The sequence below is a fragment of the Salinarchaeum laminariae genome, assembly GCF_023204835.1.
Lineage (GTDB): Archaea > Halobacteriota > Halobacteria > Halobacteriales > Salinarchaeaceae > Salinarchaeum > Salinarchaeum laminariae.
The window spans coordinates 2,487,313-2,501,402 of record NZ_CP096270.1 but is presented as its reverse complement, the minus strand read 5'-3'; the positions used below and the strand labels follow the sequence as shown (position 1 = coordinate 2,501,402).

General features: G+C 62.9%; 14 protein-coding genes and 1 pseudogene. 4 read left to right on the top strand and 11 right to left on the bottom strand.

Features of this window, described 5'->3' with window-relative positions:
• Positions 1-191: 191 nt before the first annotated feature.
• Positions 192-1,040 (top strand): universal stress protein, encoded by an 849-nt coding sequence (locus tag MXF70_RS11815; RefSeq protein ID WP_248515834.1) that lies wholly within the window; start codon positions 192-194, stop codon positions 1,038-1,040.
• Between the two features lie 159 nt (positions 1,041-1,199).
• Here MXF70_RS11815 and MXF70_RS11810 read toward each other — a convergent pair whose 3' ends face one another.
• The 5 genes from MXF70_RS11810 to MXF70_RS11790 all read right to left on the bottom strand — a co-directional run bounded on the left by MXF70_RS11810 (position 1,200) and on the right by MXF70_RS11790 (position 6,502).
• Positions 1,200-2,843: a globin-coupled sensor protein gene (locus tag MXF70_RS11810; RefSeq protein WP_248515833.1), complete on the bottom strand. Its 1,644-nt coding sequence runs from the start codon at positions 2,841-2,843 to the stop codon at positions 1,200-1,202.
• Positions 2,844-2,980: 137 nt separating this feature from the next.
• Positions 2,981-4,162, bottom strand: coding sequence for an inorganic phosphate transporter (locus MXF70_RS11805; protein WP_248515832.1), 1,182 nt, complete (start codon positions 4,160-4,162; stop codon positions 2,981-2,983).
• A gap of 65 nt (positions 4,163-4,227) precedes the next feature.
• Positions 4,228-4,698 carry a YeeE/YedE family protein gene (locus MXF70_RS11800; protein WP_248515831.1) on the bottom strand — a complete coding sequence of 157 codons (471 nt, stop codon included), beginning with the start codon at positions 4,696-4,698 and terminating at the stop codon, positions 4,228-4,230.
• Positions 4,698-5,243, bottom strand: coding sequence for a YeeE/YedE family protein (locus MXF70_RS11795; RefSeq protein WP_248515830.1), 546 nt, complete (start codon positions 5,241-5,243; stop codon positions 4,698-4,700). Before MXF70_RS11795 ends, MXF70_RS11800 begins: the two co-directional genes overlap by 1 nt.
• Before the next feature lie 11 nt (positions 5,244-5,254).
• Positions 5,255-6,502 (bottom strand): MBL fold metallo-hydrolase, encoded by a 1,248-nt coding sequence (locus MXF70_RS11790; RefSeq protein WP_248515829.1) that lies wholly within the window; start codon positions 6,500-6,502, stop codon positions 5,255-5,257.
• Between the two features lie 250 nt (positions 6,503-6,752).
• Here MXF70_RS11790 and MXF70_RS11785 point away from each other — a divergent pair, with 250 nt between their 5' ends.
• The 3 genes from MXF70_RS11785 to MXF70_RS11775 all read left to right on the top strand — a co-directional run bounded on the left by MXF70_RS11785 (position 6,753) and on the right by MXF70_RS11775 (position 9,048).
• The gene (locus MXF70_RS11785; protein WP_248515828.1) at positions 6,753-6,998 is read left to right on the top strand and encodes a sulfurtransferase TusA family protein; all 246 of its coding nucleotides are present in this window, start codon (positions 6,753-6,755) and stop codon (positions 6,996-6,998) included.
• Positions 6,999-7,634 carry a DsrE/DsrF/DrsH-like family protein gene (locus MXF70_RS11780; RefSeq protein WP_248515827.1) on the top strand — a complete coding sequence of 212 codons (636 nt, stop codon included), beginning with the start codon at positions 6,999-7,001 and terminating at the stop codon, positions 7,632-7,634.
• A gap of 259 nt (positions 7,635-7,893) precedes the next feature.
• Complete coding sequence (locus MXF70_RS11775) at positions 7,894-9,048, top strand: hypothetical protein (RefSeq protein WP_248515826.1); 1,155 nt, start codon at positions 7,894-7,896, stop codon at positions 9,046-9,048.
• 261 nt (positions 9,049-9,309) lie between these two features.
• On the opposite strand, the gene MXF70_RS11770 is transcribed toward MXF70_RS11775, so the two are convergent.
• The 6 genes and pseudogenes from MXF70_RS11770 to MXF70_RS15445 form a co-directional block, all read right to left on the bottom strand.
• Entirely contained in the window at positions 9,310-10,074 is a 765-nt protein-coding gene (locus MXF70_RS11770; protein WP_248515825.1) for a hypothetical protein, read from the bottom strand.
• 273 nt (positions 10,075-10,347) lie between these two features.
• Complete coding sequence (locus MXF70_RS11765) at positions 10,348-11,463, bottom strand: aminotransferase class V-fold PLP-dependent enzyme (protein WP_248518399.1); 1,116 nt, start codon at positions 11,461-11,463, stop codon at positions 10,348-10,350.
• 32 nt (positions 11,464-11,495) lie between these two features.
• A complete protein-coding gene (locus tag MXF70_RS11760; protein ID WP_248515824.1) occupies positions 11,496-12,164 on the bottom strand; it encodes a helical membrane plugin domain-containing protein in 669 nt (222 codons plus the stop codon).
• A gap of 3 nt (positions 12,165-12,167) precedes the next feature.
• Complete coding sequence (locus MXF70_RS11755) at positions 12,168-13,313, bottom strand: NAD(P)/FAD-dependent oxidoreductase (RefSeq protein WP_248515823.1); 1,146 nt, start codon at positions 13,311-13,313, stop codon at positions 12,168-12,170.
• Positions 13,310-13,552: a sulfurtransferase TusA family protein gene (locus tag MXF70_RS11750; protein ID WP_248515822.1), complete on the bottom strand. Its 243-nt coding sequence runs from the start codon at positions 13,550-13,552 to the stop codon at positions 13,310-13,312. Before MXF70_RS11750 ends, MXF70_RS11755 begins: the two co-directional genes overlap by 4 nt.
• A 159-nt stretch (positions 13,553-13,711) precedes the next feature.
• A pseudogene (locus MXF70_RS15445) lies at positions 13,712-13,945 on the bottom strand (hypothetical protein); the annotation flags it as partial.
• Between the last annotated feature and the right edge of the window lie 145 nt (positions 13,946-14,090).

The following is a 14,090-nucleotide window of genomic DNA, read 5'->3' as shown; positions in this document are numbered from 1 at the left end:
CGAATACTGGAGGTTCAGCGCCCGGACGATTTTGGCGGGATTTTCCCGGGTCGAGGGTTCGCGCGCGCCGACCGTTCGAGCCGGCGCTCCGACGCTCTGTCAGGCCAACGCCCTAGCACCGCCGACAAATACTCTGCACCGAATATTGGGCAAACAAAACAATATTATGCGTTCGCCCGCTACACACGTACATGCGAGCAATTTACGCGACCGACCTCTCGGCGGCGAGCGAGGCGGCGATCGAGAACGAAACCTGCCTCGAGTGTCTCGAGCGGATCGGCGTCGACACGTTCCACCTCGTCACCGTCATCCCGTCGAACGTCCACGCTGGCATGCCGGGAATGCGCTTCGAGGAGCGCAGGGAGCAGGCGCTCGACCGCTATAGCCGCGTGATGGAGGCGGCAGGCTTCGACGTGGAGACCCACGTCGTCCGCGGGACGCCGTATCGACGGATCAACGGGATCGCCGAGACTGTCCGCGCTGACCTCACGATCGTCGGCTCGCGCGGGAAGAGCCCGCTGGAAAACAGGGTGATCGGGTCCACCGCCCGGAACCTCGCACGCACGACCGTCGTCCCACTCGTGGTCAACCGGATCGAGCGCGAGGCCGAGCAGCCCGACGTCCTCCGCGAGCACCTCTTCCAGCGGGTGCTCTTTGCGACGGACTTCTCCGAGAACGCCGAACGCGCGTTCGATTCATTCTCCTACCTCCGACACGCGACCCAGGAGGCCACGCTCGTCCACGTCGAGTCCCCGAAGGACCCGATTCCGGACGAGGGCGAGCCCACTCCCGAGGAGCGCCTCGACGAGCTCGCCGAGACCCTGGAACAGTGGGACATCCAGACCGAGACCGACGTCCGGCGGGGCGATCCCTCCGAGGAGATCCTCGCCGCCGAGGAGGCGTTCGTCCCCACCACGACGCTCGTTGGGTCCCGCGGTCGGAGCCGGATGCGACGGCTGCTGCTGGGTAGCACCTCCGAAGACGTCGTCGCACGTGCGAAGGGGAACGTGTTCCTCGTCCCGCCGCCGCGGACGGCCTGATCGCTCGCCGTTCGGACGACGGCCGTCGTTTCCAGGACCGCGTGAGGCGATCTGAGCTACCGCGCGAAACGACCCGAGCTTTCGCGTGAGATGACCTGAACGACTGCGTAGCGGCCGATCGTAGCGACGGAGCGACGACAACGAAGAAGAAAGAGGAGCCTACCGCGCCGGGCGTCGATCCTCTGCAGTCGACGGCGACTCGGACGCGTCAGTGAGTCGATCGACCGACTCGGCGACGTCGCCGAGTGCTGCCGTCTGCTCTTCTGCCGAGGCAGCGAGCGACTCCGATTCTGCCGCGACGCGATCGGCGGCGTCGGCGAGACCGTCCATCTCTGCCGCGATCGCTTCGGCGCTTCGCGCCTGCCGATCCGTTGCCTGCTCGATCTCCGCCATGCCGTCGGCGGTTTCGTCGGCCGCCTCGTGCACCGTGTCGAGCCGGTCGCCGAGCGATTCCACCCGCTCGGAACTGTCCTCGAGCTGGGCCGCGGTGTCGTCGATCGCGTCCGAGACCTCCCGGGCGATCGTCCGGAGCTCCTCGACGGTTTCGGGAAGCTCCGCGAGCTGGTCGCTCGTATCCTCGGCGAAGGATCGGACCTCCTCGCCGAGAACGTCGAGCGCCTCGCTCGAGGCGTCGCTCCGGCTCGCTTCGACGCGGGCGTTGGCAGCGAGGATCTTCGTCTGGTTCGTGACCTCCTCGATCGTCTCGACGACGTCGTCGATCCGATCGGCCTGCTGCTCGAGGCGTTCTGTCGCTGCCACGGCAGCCTGCGTTTCGTCGCGGAGATCGTCCATCGCAGCTGCGGTCTCCTCGGCCTCCTCGACGCCCGCGCTCGCGATCTCCTCGGTGCGTTCGCCGAGCGTCCGGACGGTGCCGGCGGTGCCGGCGATCTCCTCGACGGTGGCGCTCAGGTCCTCTGCCTCCTCGGCGGCGGTGCGGACGCCGTTTGACTGGTCGGTCGTCAGCTCGTGGATCGTCTCTGCGCTCTCGGCCACGTCGCCCGCAGCGTCGTGGAGATCGTCGAGTGGCTCCTGCACGTCGGTTTCCACGTCGCTGGCGAGCCGCTGCCGACGTTCGATCTCGTCTTCGAGCCGGTTGCTGTAGGAGTCGACGTAGGTGTCACACGCCACCTGCACGTCGAGGTTGATGATTCGCAAGAGCGCGAGGAGGTCCGCGACGCCGTCGTGGATCGCGTCCCGGACGGTCGACTCGAAGGCGTCGTCCAGCTCTCCCGGGTTCTCTGCGTCGTCGTCCCCGAGCGCTCCCAGCACGCTGCCGAACAGCCCGTCCGAGCGCTCGGCTTCGGCGCGCTCGACGGCCCACTCTTCGATCGCGTCGACGACCTGATCCTGAATTCGCTCGTCCAGTTGCTCGAACAGCAGGTCGTAGTAGACGCCGTACTGGCCGATGTAGTGCTTGAGCGGCATGTCCAGCAGCTCGTGGAGCTTTCCGATCCGCGCCCTGTTCTGGAAGTACGCTTCGTCGTACTCACCGGTCGCGAGCGTCACGAGGTAGGCCTGCTGTGTCAGCTTGAGTTGCTCGACTGACTTCTCCGATCGGCCGATGACGTCGGTCGTTTGGTCGTACCGCGTGAGGTTGACGTAGAAGCGTTCCGCGATCTCCTCGCGGTGTTCGCGCAAGAGTGGCTCCATCGACGCGAGTCGGCGCTCGTCCTCCGCGTCGAACCCGATGAACTCCTTCCGCCACGCAATCTCGTCGCGATCCAGCCCGATGTCGTCGGTCAGCTGATCGGCATCGACGTTCGCGTTCAATTCCCCGCGACCGAACACCTGCTCCGGCTCCATATACGGAGATGGCAAGTCCGGTTTCAAAATCCGTCAGCCGGGTTCCTCCCGAGCGGGAACGGGGAAGTCGTTTTTAAAAGCGGTGCCGAATATGTCCGCCGTTACGCGGTATCGGACGATGCGGATCGACTGGCGGTTCACACCAGCGAGAGCAGGGCGATCGCGCCGAAGCCGACGACGAACGCCAGCACGAAGGAGCCGGCCCACGCGCCGAGCGTCACGCCGATCTTCCGCGGATCGATGGCGTCGCCACCGCCCACCGCTGCGCCGCTCCCGATGATCGCACTGACGACGATCTCGTTGAACGACACCGGCACGCCGAGCAGGACGGCGAGCTGCGCTATCAGAAAGGAGGGAACCAGCGCGGCGATCGAGCGGCGCGGTCCCAGCGAGGAGTAGTCCTGCGCGAGCGACTTGATCATCCGCGGCGCGCCGGTCCAGGAGCCCACGAGCATCCCGAACCCGCCGCCAACGAGGACGACGATCGGCGAGATCGCGCCGACCTCGTCGAGCAGCGGGAGCAACGGACCGACCGCGAGGCCGACCTGACTACCGCCCGCCGAGAAGGCGACGAGCGAGCCGAGCGAGAGCAGCACCCGCCGTAGTCCGCCTTGCTCGTCACGACTGACGTCCCAGCGGACGAGCACAGCGACGGCCAACGCGATCGTGAGCGTGGCTGCCAGCACAGACGCAGTTCCATCGACGCCGACCGTCCGCCGTATCGCACCGACGATCGATCCCGCAGACGTACCCGGACCGACGAACGCGAACTGGAGGTTGACCACAACCGCTGCGACGAGGGCGGCGAGCAGCGGGATGCTCAGTCGCTCGGGGACACCATCTCGGGGCAGGACGCTCGCGATCGCGAAGGCAATGCCACCACCGACGAACGGCGTGAACACCCAGACGGCCCCGATCTGTCGGTAGGTCGCCCATTCGGGCGTGCCGCCGAGCGCGAGGCCGACGCCGACGACGGCGCCGGTGACCGTGAACGCCGTCGCGATCGGGTAGCCGGTCCGGATCCCGACCGCCATCAGGCCGGCACCGATTCCCAGCGCGACGATCACGCCCGTCGCGGGCAGCGAGACGCCGCCCACGAGCCCGCTTCCGAGCGTCTCGGAGACGTTCGCGCCCTGCGTGACGGCGCCGGCGAAGCCGAAGATGCCGACGACGAACGCGGCGCGCATCGTCGAGATGGCGTTGGCTCCGACGGCTGGTGCGAAGGGCGTGGCGCCGCTTGAGCCCGCGCCGATGACCCACGCCATGAACGTGCTGGCGAGGGCCGCGATCAGGAACAGGGCGACGATCGTGGGATCCATCTATGACTGGTGAAAGTGCGGGTGCCGGCTGGAGAAACTGGGAAACAGCGTTGGTGGATTACTCGTCAGTCGGCACTGGTTGGAGCGGCCTCGTCGCTGGGCGATCGGCTCCGGAACACGCCCTGGGCGTACGCGCCGATGAACATCCCGGCGATCGCCCAGAGGATCGTGACGTTGCCGATCCCGACGCTGGCGTAGGCGGCGCCCGGACAGATTCCGGAGAGTCCCCAGCCGACGCCGAAGATAGCGCCGCCGACGAGCACGTTCCGGTCGAAGGGCTTGAGCCTGCGCTCGAAGTCGTCGCCGGACAGGACCGCCCGGCCCAGCAGCCGCGGAGCCAGGAAGTACGTGACGCCGGTGACGGCCGCTCCGCCGAACATCACGAACACCAGCCCGAAGTCCTCGAACTGGAGGAAGTCGAGCACGACCTCCGGTCGCGCCATGTGGCTGTAGGCGAGCCCGAAGCCGAATATCAGGCCGCCGAGGATCACCAGCGGCGCGAACAGCGGGTGTCGCTGCGCGGCGCTCCCCGCCATTACGGCGTCACCCCGGCTGCTGCGACCAGTTGCGCTGTCACGATCGCGACCAGCAGGAACGTCACGACGCCAACGATCGACGTCTTCGACGCAGAGCCGACCCCGCAGACGCCGTGTCCGGAGGTACAGCCCTTGCCGACGCGGGTGCCCACGCCGACGAAGATGCCGCCGACCAGGAGCCGCCACGGGTGGACGTCGGTCGTCCAGGCGCCGCCCTGGATCGTCACGGCGTAGACGGCCGCGCCCAGGACGATGCTACCCGTGAACAGGAGCCGCCAGTCACGCGAGGCGACGTACCGCTGGAAGCGAGACTCGCCGGACACGTAGGACAGCGTCGACTCGAGGAACGTGCTCGCGCCGGCGCTGATGCCGGTCCCGAGGTAGATGACCGCGGTTCCGAGGCCGACGAGCAACCCGCCGACGGCGTACCGACTAATCCCGTTGGGAAACGGGTCGGATGCGATCGAAGCGGGCGCGAGGTCGACCGCGCTGGTGGCGGCAACCAGGTCGGCCGCAAGCGCTACGGTGATGAGGTCGGACAGCATTGGCTACCGAGTTAGTCCCCCGCGAGCGACTCCTGGCTCGCCGCGCAGTTGTTCGGACCGAGTTCGAGCGTGAACGCTTTCTCGTCGTCGACGGTTTGCTGGCCGAGGTTCGTCGCGATGATCGACTCGTAGTTCGCGGGACGGGGCGGCATGTCCGAGAGGATCAGCTCCACGAACTCCGCCTCGTCCATCGACAGCGCGTCCATGCGCTCTTTCAGGTCACCGATCGGAGCGGTGTAGGTCCCGTCGTCGGCCGGCACTGCCGCGTCGCTGAAGTGCGCGCCGCCGACGAGCGTCTCGTCGGGCAGCGTGAGGACGCGCTCCTGGAGCGACTCGTAGAGCATCCGGGCAGCGTCGGGCGCACCGTCGTCGCCCTCTTCGAGGTCGGGGCGCGCGACGCTCTCGATGAACAGGCCGTCGCCGGTCGCGAGCAGGCTGTCGTCGACGAGGTAGGAGGTCATCCCGGTCGTGTGGCCGGGCGTGGAGACCGTCTCGATCGTCGCGTCGCCGACGGCGAACTCGTCGCCGTCCGCGGCCTGCGTCAGGTCGTCGGCGTACGCGACGCCGCGGTCGACCGCTGCGGCGGGGATGACGCCCTCGACTCCTTCGTCGTCCAGATCACGAACACCGTCAGTTCGCTCCGCTCCTGACGAGCCCGCGAACTCGTGGAGTTCGCGGACCCCCGAAATGTGATCCGCGTGAATGTGGGTGTCGATCGCGTACAGGAGGTCGGCGCCGAACGCCTCGGCGTCCTCGAGGTATCGATCGGTGAACGCCCGCAGGGGATCGATCACCGCGGCCTCGTCGCCCTCGACGAGGAGGTAGCCGAGACAGCCCGAGGAGGGCCGCTGGTACTGGTAGAGCGTGCCCGCGCCGTCGTAGTCGTTGACCTCGACTTGCTCGTAGATGCGCGCCCAGCCGTTCATCCCGTCCTCCAGGTGGACGACGTCGTAGCCTGCCTCGATGAGACGGCCCGCGACGTACTCGCTGGCGCCGCCCTTCGCACACAGGGCGACGATCTCCTCGTCCTCGGGGAGCTGGTCGAAGACGGTCTCGTCGATCTCGTCCTCGAGGAACTCGAAGTAGGGGACGTTGATCGACTCGACGCCGTCGCCGTCGATGCGCCACTCGGCGTAATCCGAGCTCATCCGGGCGTCGAGAATGGTGAGGTCCTCACCGGCGTCGACGCGTGCCTTGAGCTGATCCGGTTCGACCGATTCGACCGCCACGTCGGGCGTGGGGAAGTCGTCAGCGTTCATGTGTCGTGTACCTCCACGTTCCAGAGGCGAGCACATAAGAGTTTGCATAGTAGTTCGGCAATCGCACAATACAGCAATCGGCGAGACGCGGCGAGATCGTTGCAGATGAGCCACTACGCCCATACGCAAGAATTATTAGATATCTCGTACGGGGCAGTAGTTCGCAGATCGCACAAGAACCGATATCCTTTAGTGATCGGCCTTGGTATTGTGCGTTAACTCCAATACAAACCAACGGAGTGATTCACCGATGACAGACGCAATCGACGTTACTGAGACGCTCGACGTGAAGGGAGCATCGTGTCCAATGCCGGTCGTCAAGACGAAGTCCGCGATCGACGACCTCGCCGAGGGTGAGGTCCTCGAGGTACTCTCGACGGACTCCGGCAGCATGAGCGACATCGACGGGTGGGCGAGTGGGACAAAGGGCGTCTCGCTCCTCGACCAGGTCGAGGACGGCGACCTCTACAAACACTACGTGGAGAAGACCGCATAGATGAGCACCGACGCAGCCGAGACGGAGGAGACGCCCGAGGAGAAGGCCGCCGCGAGTGGCGACGAGGCCCCGACGGCGGACGGGGCGGACGTCCCACAGACCGAGGCGGAGCTACAGGCCCGCATCGAGGAACTGGAGGATACGGTCACGACGCTCGAGCGCGAGGTCGACGACGGGCCGATGAAGATGACGATCATCGCGACGAAGGGCACGCTCGACATGGCGTACCCGCCGCTGATCCTCGCGAGCACCGCGGCCGCCTTCGGCTGGGACGTCGTGGTCTTCCACACGTTCTGGGGCCTGGACATCCTCCACGAGGAGAAGTCCTCGAACCTCCAGCTGTCCTCCGTCGGCAACCCGAACATGCCCGTCCCGAACGCGCTCGCCGCGCTCCCGGGCATGGACCGGGTCACGACGAAGATGATGGCGAAGAAGATCGACGACAACAACACCGCGACGATCGAGGAACTCATCGAAGTGTCCCTCGAGCAGGGCGTCGAGATGCAGGCCTGCCAGATGACGATCGAGCTGATGGACTACGACGAGGACGATTTCTACGACGACGTCACAGTGGGAGTCGGCGCGGCGACCGCGCTCGAGCACATGGCCGAGTCGGACGTGCAGTTGCTGGTCTGAATCGCGCTGTACACGTTGCCTGACCAGCCCCACCGTTTACTTCTCTCGGCGATTTGGCCCGCGAGCGGCGCCCCTGCTGATCAGATGCAGCCGTCTTGCGATCGCCGTTGAAGACCGATGTCATTTGGACGGATTTGTGATACTCGCTGAGAAGGAGCTTTATGATTATTATTTGAATAGTAAATAGCAATGACAATGGCCTCAATTAGTTCTACAGGGACCCATTGGATTTTAACCTTCACAGTGCGTTTTCGGGACGATGTCGGATGTGAGTCGTTTACGTGAGATTGTTGAAGAGGAGGTTGAGAAGAGGGAGGAGCTCCGCGATGAAATTTCGTTCGACCAATGCGAGCAAATCAAGGAGGTTGGAGAGTTTTACCGTGATTCGACTCTATCAGAGGCTGCCAGAGAGTTCGATATTAGTCGTTCTGACACAAGGGAGCTTGTTATCCAATATGTGAAATTAGTGAATTATCCAACAGCTAGAGTTACCTGGGAGGCAATATTTAGTGGAGTCCAGTTCTATGGCGGCCAGAATTCTTTCGACGAAATTGTGGATGAATCAGAATCTTCAGCCGAGGAGGTCAGGATGTCAATACGTGAATTTGTGGGGATGACACTGGCAGAAGAAAATCGGGAGATAGATTTGAGATCGGTCTCGATATTTGAAGGCGTAAAATATCCAGAGGGTGTTGTACAGTCGGTCGATGCCATTCATGAAACCGTAAATCAGGTTAGTAGGCAAGTTGCTGAATCAATCCAACCTGTCGCGCCCAACTTGACGTCGATGTTTCAAGACATGATAGATCAGTTTAGACCGCTTATTCAACAACTTCAAGAGTTTGCCAGAGAGGTCCGGGAGGCCATTGAAGAGGGGATATCTAACTTTGAAGAACCTTCTAATTACGATCCAGAAATTATCCAATTAAATTCTGTTGCTCAGGCTGCTGGGACTCAGTATCTTGACGAAGTACTAAATGGCATGGCTAATATTCAGGAACATCCATTAGACCCTTATTACAACCGGTTAGAAAGGGGAATCGAAGAGTTCAGGGATGGAAGGTTTTTAACACCGGTTTTTAGCTTTATCAGTGTTCAGGACGGCATAATGCATTGGCTTTGTGAGCAGGAAAATGTATCACCTGATTACATGAACCGATTTGGAGACCCAGTTTATAAATGGGACACCAAACGTAACAAACTGGCTGAACTTCACGTTGAATGGTATGGGGTTTCCACTGGAAATTTTATCAATAATCTTGAATCATTTTATGCCCATAGAAATGCGATCATGCATGGCGATCCCGTCGCGTTCTTCGATGAAAATATCGCTACAATATCATTACTATTCTTGTCGATGACTCTTGACACAGCTCTCAACTATTCAGATCAAGAAATAGACTTCGCTTCCTGAACAATGCCAGGGAAACCGTGGCATTTTACTAGATTATCGGCCCTGATGGCCTCTGAAACTTCAAAAACCGAGTCCAACAAATGAATCAGTCAAACCTGATTGATCATCTGCCTTTGGAGTTGGCGAATATTCGTGCTGATCCTCAATTCATCCATTCTGATCAAATCCTCGGAGATTCTACTTGATCGTACGAGGAATCTCGTTGAGGAGTGGCGGGCATTGAGAAACCATATACGAAAGGACTAGTGTCACCGATTCAGTTCACGCATATGCTTGCTCCGATTCCTGTATCGCGTTCCGAGCTTCCCGTGGTTTTTCAATTAGTGCCTGTTCGTAATAGGCTTCAATACATTGTCTAATCAACTTCACTCGATCGCGCTCGGAAAGAATTTGGTCGACTTTCTCCCATGGGAGGTCCATCAATTCGTCAACAGTCATCTCTTCCCAAGTTTCCATTCGCCGCTGTGATTCGTCTTCGAATTCTTGCAAAATCTGATCGGCTTTCTCTTCCGACAGATCAGGAGTACCGGAAGGATCTAATCCACCAATCAGTTCAATCAGCTCTCCAACCTCGACATCCGTGTCAGCGTCCACCAAGTCTGCAACCCTGTATAAATGATACATCATTCCAGCGACCGAATCTTCATTTCGGTCTGGTTGGGGCAGATGGGCCAAATGGTACGCCATCCCGGCTGCTGCGATGACACGATTTTGAACCTCGCTACTCACCCTCAATCGCACCCAAATAGGCAGAGAATTTACCTTCGAATCGAGTTTAATAGTTGTTGGGATCAGTTCTTGAATCAGTTCTTCGTCGCGTGTCCGAGACGTTCGCATACGACGGCCCACTGAGATCACCTCAGCAAACAGCTCTTGCACCTCCCGGTGCCATTTGAGAGTTTGTTGACGTTTACGTTCTCTTCTACGCGACCAAAGATCCCATCGTTTATTCACAGCAAATATCAGAATAGCTCCCGCTACGCTAGCTATTGAAATCTGACCCCAGGTAACGTCGAAGGGGAGCATTTCAGTATGATTGGCCCTTTGAAATACATTAATCTGATCCCTTGAAGCCAATCGACCCCCTCCCAACAGGAAACAGTTGAAGCAAACTGGTTGGCGAGGAATGAGCAATACTCATGAGAAGATCTGACCTCGTTTCCCCTCCAAAAGGATTCACCGACATACCTCATATGAAAACGGATGGCGTGTTAGATACGCACCTGCGATTCAGTACGATCCGGTAGGACCGTCAGCGACTGAAAGCCAATTAGAGCCACTAAAACGGCGCGAAAGCGCTTAGTACTCATCCTCCAGCCCGCCCAACAACCGATCAACCTCCTCCGCCGTGTTCACTGCGTGAACCGACGCCCGAATAGCGTCCGGAAATGGCAGCGGTCGAACGACGATCCCCTCGTCCGCGAGCCGCTCCACCGTCGCCTCGGGATCGGGAACGTCGATCGTCACCAACCCTGACTCCGGCTCGGCAGGACTCAATAGCTGCTCCTCCGGCACCCCGTCGGCAAGTCGACCCGCCAGGTCGAGCGTCCGCTCTTCCATTCGATCCACGCCGACCTCTTCGATCGCTTCGATCGCTTCCGCCAATGCGACGTGTGACGCCGGGTTCGCGGAGCCGACCTCGAATCGCTTCGCGCCGGGTTCGAACGCGAACGGCTCGGCGGTGGGCTTCTCGACGCTCCGGTAGCCGACGGTCCGGGGTTCAAGCTCCTCGGCGACCTCGCGGTCGACGTAGAGGAAGCCGCCGCCCCAGAGTCCGAGGAGCCACTTGTGGCCAGCGGCTGCGACGGCGTCGGCGCCCCACTCCGAAACGTCCAGTTCGGTCTGGCCGGGGACCTGCACCGCGTCGACCAGCGTGAACGCGCCGGCGTCGTTGGCGATGTCGACCAGCTCCGCGACCGGCAGGCGGGTGCCGTGGGTCCAGGTGAGCGCGCTGAAGCAGGCGAGGTCCGCGCCCTCGACGGCCTCGGCGAACTCCTCGGGATCGACGCGGCCGTCGGTGGTCTCCACGACCCGGACCTCGACGCCCTCGCGTTCGAGGCGCTGCCACGCGAGGATCCCGGCGGGGTGTTCGAGGTCGGTGCGGACCACCACGTCCCATGGCTCCCAGTCGATCGCCCCGGCGATCGCGTTGATGCCGGCGGTGGTACTCTCCGTGAGCGCGATCTCCTCGGCCTCGGCACCGACGAAGTCGGCGACCGTCTCGCGGACCATCTCGAACGTGTCGAACGCCGTCTCGTAGGGGTCGTCGACGATCGGCGACTCGTACTCGTGGCTCTCGATGAAAGCTTCGGCTGCCTCGACGACGAACCGCGGGCTCGGGCCGTGCGCGCCGAAGTTGAAGTACGCGCCATCCTGCAGCGCGGGGACGTCGGCGCGCAACTCCAGCGGCGTCATCGCCTCGCCCGTCCCGCGTGGATCTCGCGACGTCATTGCGACGATGCGTCCGCTGCGCGTGCTCGACCGATCGCTCGTGCCATGGCTAGCACGTAGCCCAGCCCGTACTTCACTTCGGGGTCGCGCATCGCCCTCGCCATCCCGATCGCGCCGACGGGTTCGGGCTCCGCGCGCTGGGCCTCGCCGATCCCCTCGAGCATCGTCTCGATGCCGTCTCTGGTGTCCGGCGCCGCAGCCGTGTCGGCGACCTCGCCCAGCGATCCGCCCATCGCCGCGAGCGAGCGGACCATCTCGTCGTCGAGCGCGGCGGTGGCCAGCGAGGCGATCGACGCCAGCTCCGCGAGGTCGTCGAGCGTGCCCGCCCGCTGGAGTTCGAGCATTGTCTCCAGCGCGTCCCCGAGTTCCTCGCCGTTGTCGCCGACGGTTTCGGCGAGTGCGACGGTTTCCTCAGTCGCGAGGCCGTCGGCGGACTCCGCGAGCGTGGCGCCCGTTCCGGCGAGTTCGGTGACCATCTCGTCGGTCATCGCGCTCTCGCCGAGCGCGACGACGTCGAGCAGTTCGTTGACGGCGTCGAGCCGGCGGACGAACTCGGCGACCGCCTCGGGGTTCTCCGCGATCGCGGCTTCGAGGGCGTCGCTTTGGCCTGCCTCGGCGCCTTCCGCGACGCCGCCGTCGGCGATTTCTGGATCGTTCTCGGTCATGATCTACAGTAGCCCCCGCGCGGTGAGCCAGTAGGACTCGTTGTACGACAGCTTCGACCAGTGCAGCGCCGTCGAGGGCGGCGCGGGCGACGGCGGGGTCTCGTAGTCGAACTCGACGAAGCTGGCCTCGTCCATGCCGGTCTCGATGAAGCACAGCGTCTTGCCGTCGTAGGTCGCCGTCGCCGGGCGGCCCCTGACGTCGCTGGCGATCCGCTGGGCGACGACGCCGGCCTGGTAGTGGGCAACGCTGCCCGCTTTCGGGACGCCAGTGTCGGCGGTGTCGCCGAGTGCGTAGACGTCCTCGGCGGCCGTGGCTTCGAGCGTGTGGCTGTCGACGTCGACCCAACCCTCGTCGCCGAGGCCCGCCTCGGCGATCAGGTCCACGCCTGCATGGGGTGGGATCGTGACGAGAAGGTCGTAGTCGATGGAGTCCCCCTCCATCGTCTCGATGGTCTCCGCGTCGGGATCGATCTCCTCGGCGTTGACGAACGTGTGCACCTCGATCCCGCGCTCTTTCATGATCGGCTCGGCCCACTCGGCGATGTGCGGGTTCCCGTGGACGCGCTGGATCGGGTAGGTGTAGACGACCTCGACGTCGTCGCGCAGCCCACGCTTCCGGAACCAGTCGTCGACCATGAACGCGAACTCCAGGGGCGCCGCTGGGCACATGTGTGGCGACCCGACGACGCTGAGGACGACCCGCCCCTCCTCGAAGGCGAGGAGGTCCTCGCGGAGCGCCTCGGCCCCGTCCTCGCTGTAGAAGTCGTGCCCGGCCTCCGCGAGCCCCGGCACGGTCTCTGGCGCGAGCGTCGAGCCGGTCGCGAGCACGAGGTGGTCGTAGCGCACCGTTCCGGCGCCGTCGCGAGTCCGCAGTTCTTTCGCGTCGCTGTCCAGGTCGGTGATCCGGTCGATCCGGAGGTCGATCCGGTCGTCCACGAGGTCCGAGAGGGCCCGCCGGCCGTCCTCGGGTTCGCGGAGTCCGAAGGGGACGTACAGCCAGACCGGTTTGTAGACGTGGTCGGGATCGTCGTTGTAGAGGGTGACCTCGACGTCACCAGCGTCGATCTCCCGTTCGAGTCGATCGGCGAGGTCGTTGGCGAGGACGGTCCCCCCGGTCCCCGCGCCGACGATGACGACGTGCTCGGTCATGCTTTCTGTACGTAGATCGCGTAGTGGTCCTCGGCCCCCTCGACCTCGAGCACCTCGTTGCCGGACTCTTCGGCCCACTCCGGCACGTCGGTCAGCGACTGCTCGTTGTCGCTCAGAAGCTTGACGACGGCTTCCGAGTCGATGCCACGGATCGCCCCAATCAGGTCCATCAGGGGTCCCGGGCAGCTTGCTCCCCGTGCATCCACGATCGTCGCCGGATCGATGTCTGGACTCGGCATTGTCACAGGTGCAGCTACGACGTCCGGGCTCTTAATATTGTGCGTCAGTTCCAAGATTGTGGTAATCTACACACCGAACCCGTTCTACCCCTCCATCATTCTGCACCCCGTAGGCCCACTGTACAGCTTCGGCCACACTCTACCCCCTCACCCAGGTAGTCAGAACGAACTCAGCTTGACGCGGCAAACGGGATAGACCATGCCGACCGCGGCGTTCCAGATCACCGGGAGTCTCGCGTTGATCGTGCCGTTGCCGACGAGTGCGTCGATTGTCGTGTACTCGTCCACGGCGTGGACGGTGTCGGTGCTCAGCGCACACTCGACAGTCGGAATCTGGGCGTTCCGGAGGGTCTTCGCATCGCCACCGCCCGTAGCCCGTCGTCGCCGACATCTTCGTCGCTGACGAAAGCGAACGACAGCGTCACCGGTGGCGGATCGTCGGCTTGGCGATAGGGACAGGGCGAATTCAGACGGGTGGCTACGACCCCCAGGATCCGATCCTTTCCACTCTGACCCACTTCATTCCGACGACAACGAG

Coding starts and splice junctions, on each gene's coding strand:
- MXF70_RS11815 (WP_248515834.1), top strand. CDS start 192: ATGCGAGCAATTTACGCGACCGACCTCTCGGCGGCGAGCGAGGCGGCG.
- MXF70_RS11810 (WP_248515833.1), bottom strand. CDS start 2,843: ATGGAGCCGGAGCAGGTGTTCGGTCGCGGGGAATTGAACGCGAACGTC.
- MXF70_RS11805 (WP_248515832.1), bottom strand. CDS start 4,162: ATGGATCCCACGATCGTCGCCCTGTTCCTGATCGCGGCCCTCGCCAGC.
- MXF70_RS11800 (WP_248515831.1), bottom strand. CDS start 4,698: ATGGCGGGGAGCGCCGCGCAGCGACACCCGCTGTTCGCGCCGCTGGTG.
- MXF70_RS11795 (WP_248515830.1), bottom strand. CDS start 5,243: ATGCTGTCCGACCTCATCACCGTAGCGCTTGCGGCCGACCTGGTTGCC.
- MXF70_RS11790 (WP_248515829.1), bottom strand. CDS start 6,502: ATGAACGCTGACGACTTCCCCACGCCCGACGTGGCGGTCGAATCGGTC.
- MXF70_RS11785 (WP_248515828.1), top strand. CDS start 6,753: ATGACAGACGCAATCGACGTTACTGAGACGCTCGACGTGAAGGGAGCA.
- MXF70_RS11780 (WP_248515827.1), top strand. CDS start 6,999: ATGAGCACCGACGCAGCCGAGACGGAGGAGACGCCCGAGGAGAAGGCC.
- MXF70_RS11775 (WP_248515826.1), top strand. CDS start 7,894: ATGTCGGATGTGAGTCGTTTACGTGAGATTGTTGAAGAGGAGGTTGAG.
- MXF70_RS11770 (WP_248515825.1), bottom strand. CDS start 10,074: ATGCTCCCCTTCGACGTTACCTGGGGTCAGATTTCAATAGCTAGCGTA.
- MXF70_RS11765 (WP_248518399.1), bottom strand. CDS start 11,463: ATGACGCCGCTGGAGTTGCGCGCCGACGTCCCCGCGCTGCAGGATGGC.
- MXF70_RS11760 (WP_248515824.1), bottom strand. CDS start 12,164: ATGACCGAGAACGATCCAGAAATCGCCGACGGCGGCGTCGCGGAAGGC.
- MXF70_RS11755 (WP_248515823.1), bottom strand. CDS start 13,313: ATGACCGAGCACGTCGTCATCGTCGGCGCGGGGACCGGGGGGACCGTC.
- MXF70_RS11750 (WP_248515822.1), bottom strand. CDS start 13,552: ATGCCGAGTCCAGACATCGATCCGGCGACGATCGTGGATGCACGGGGA.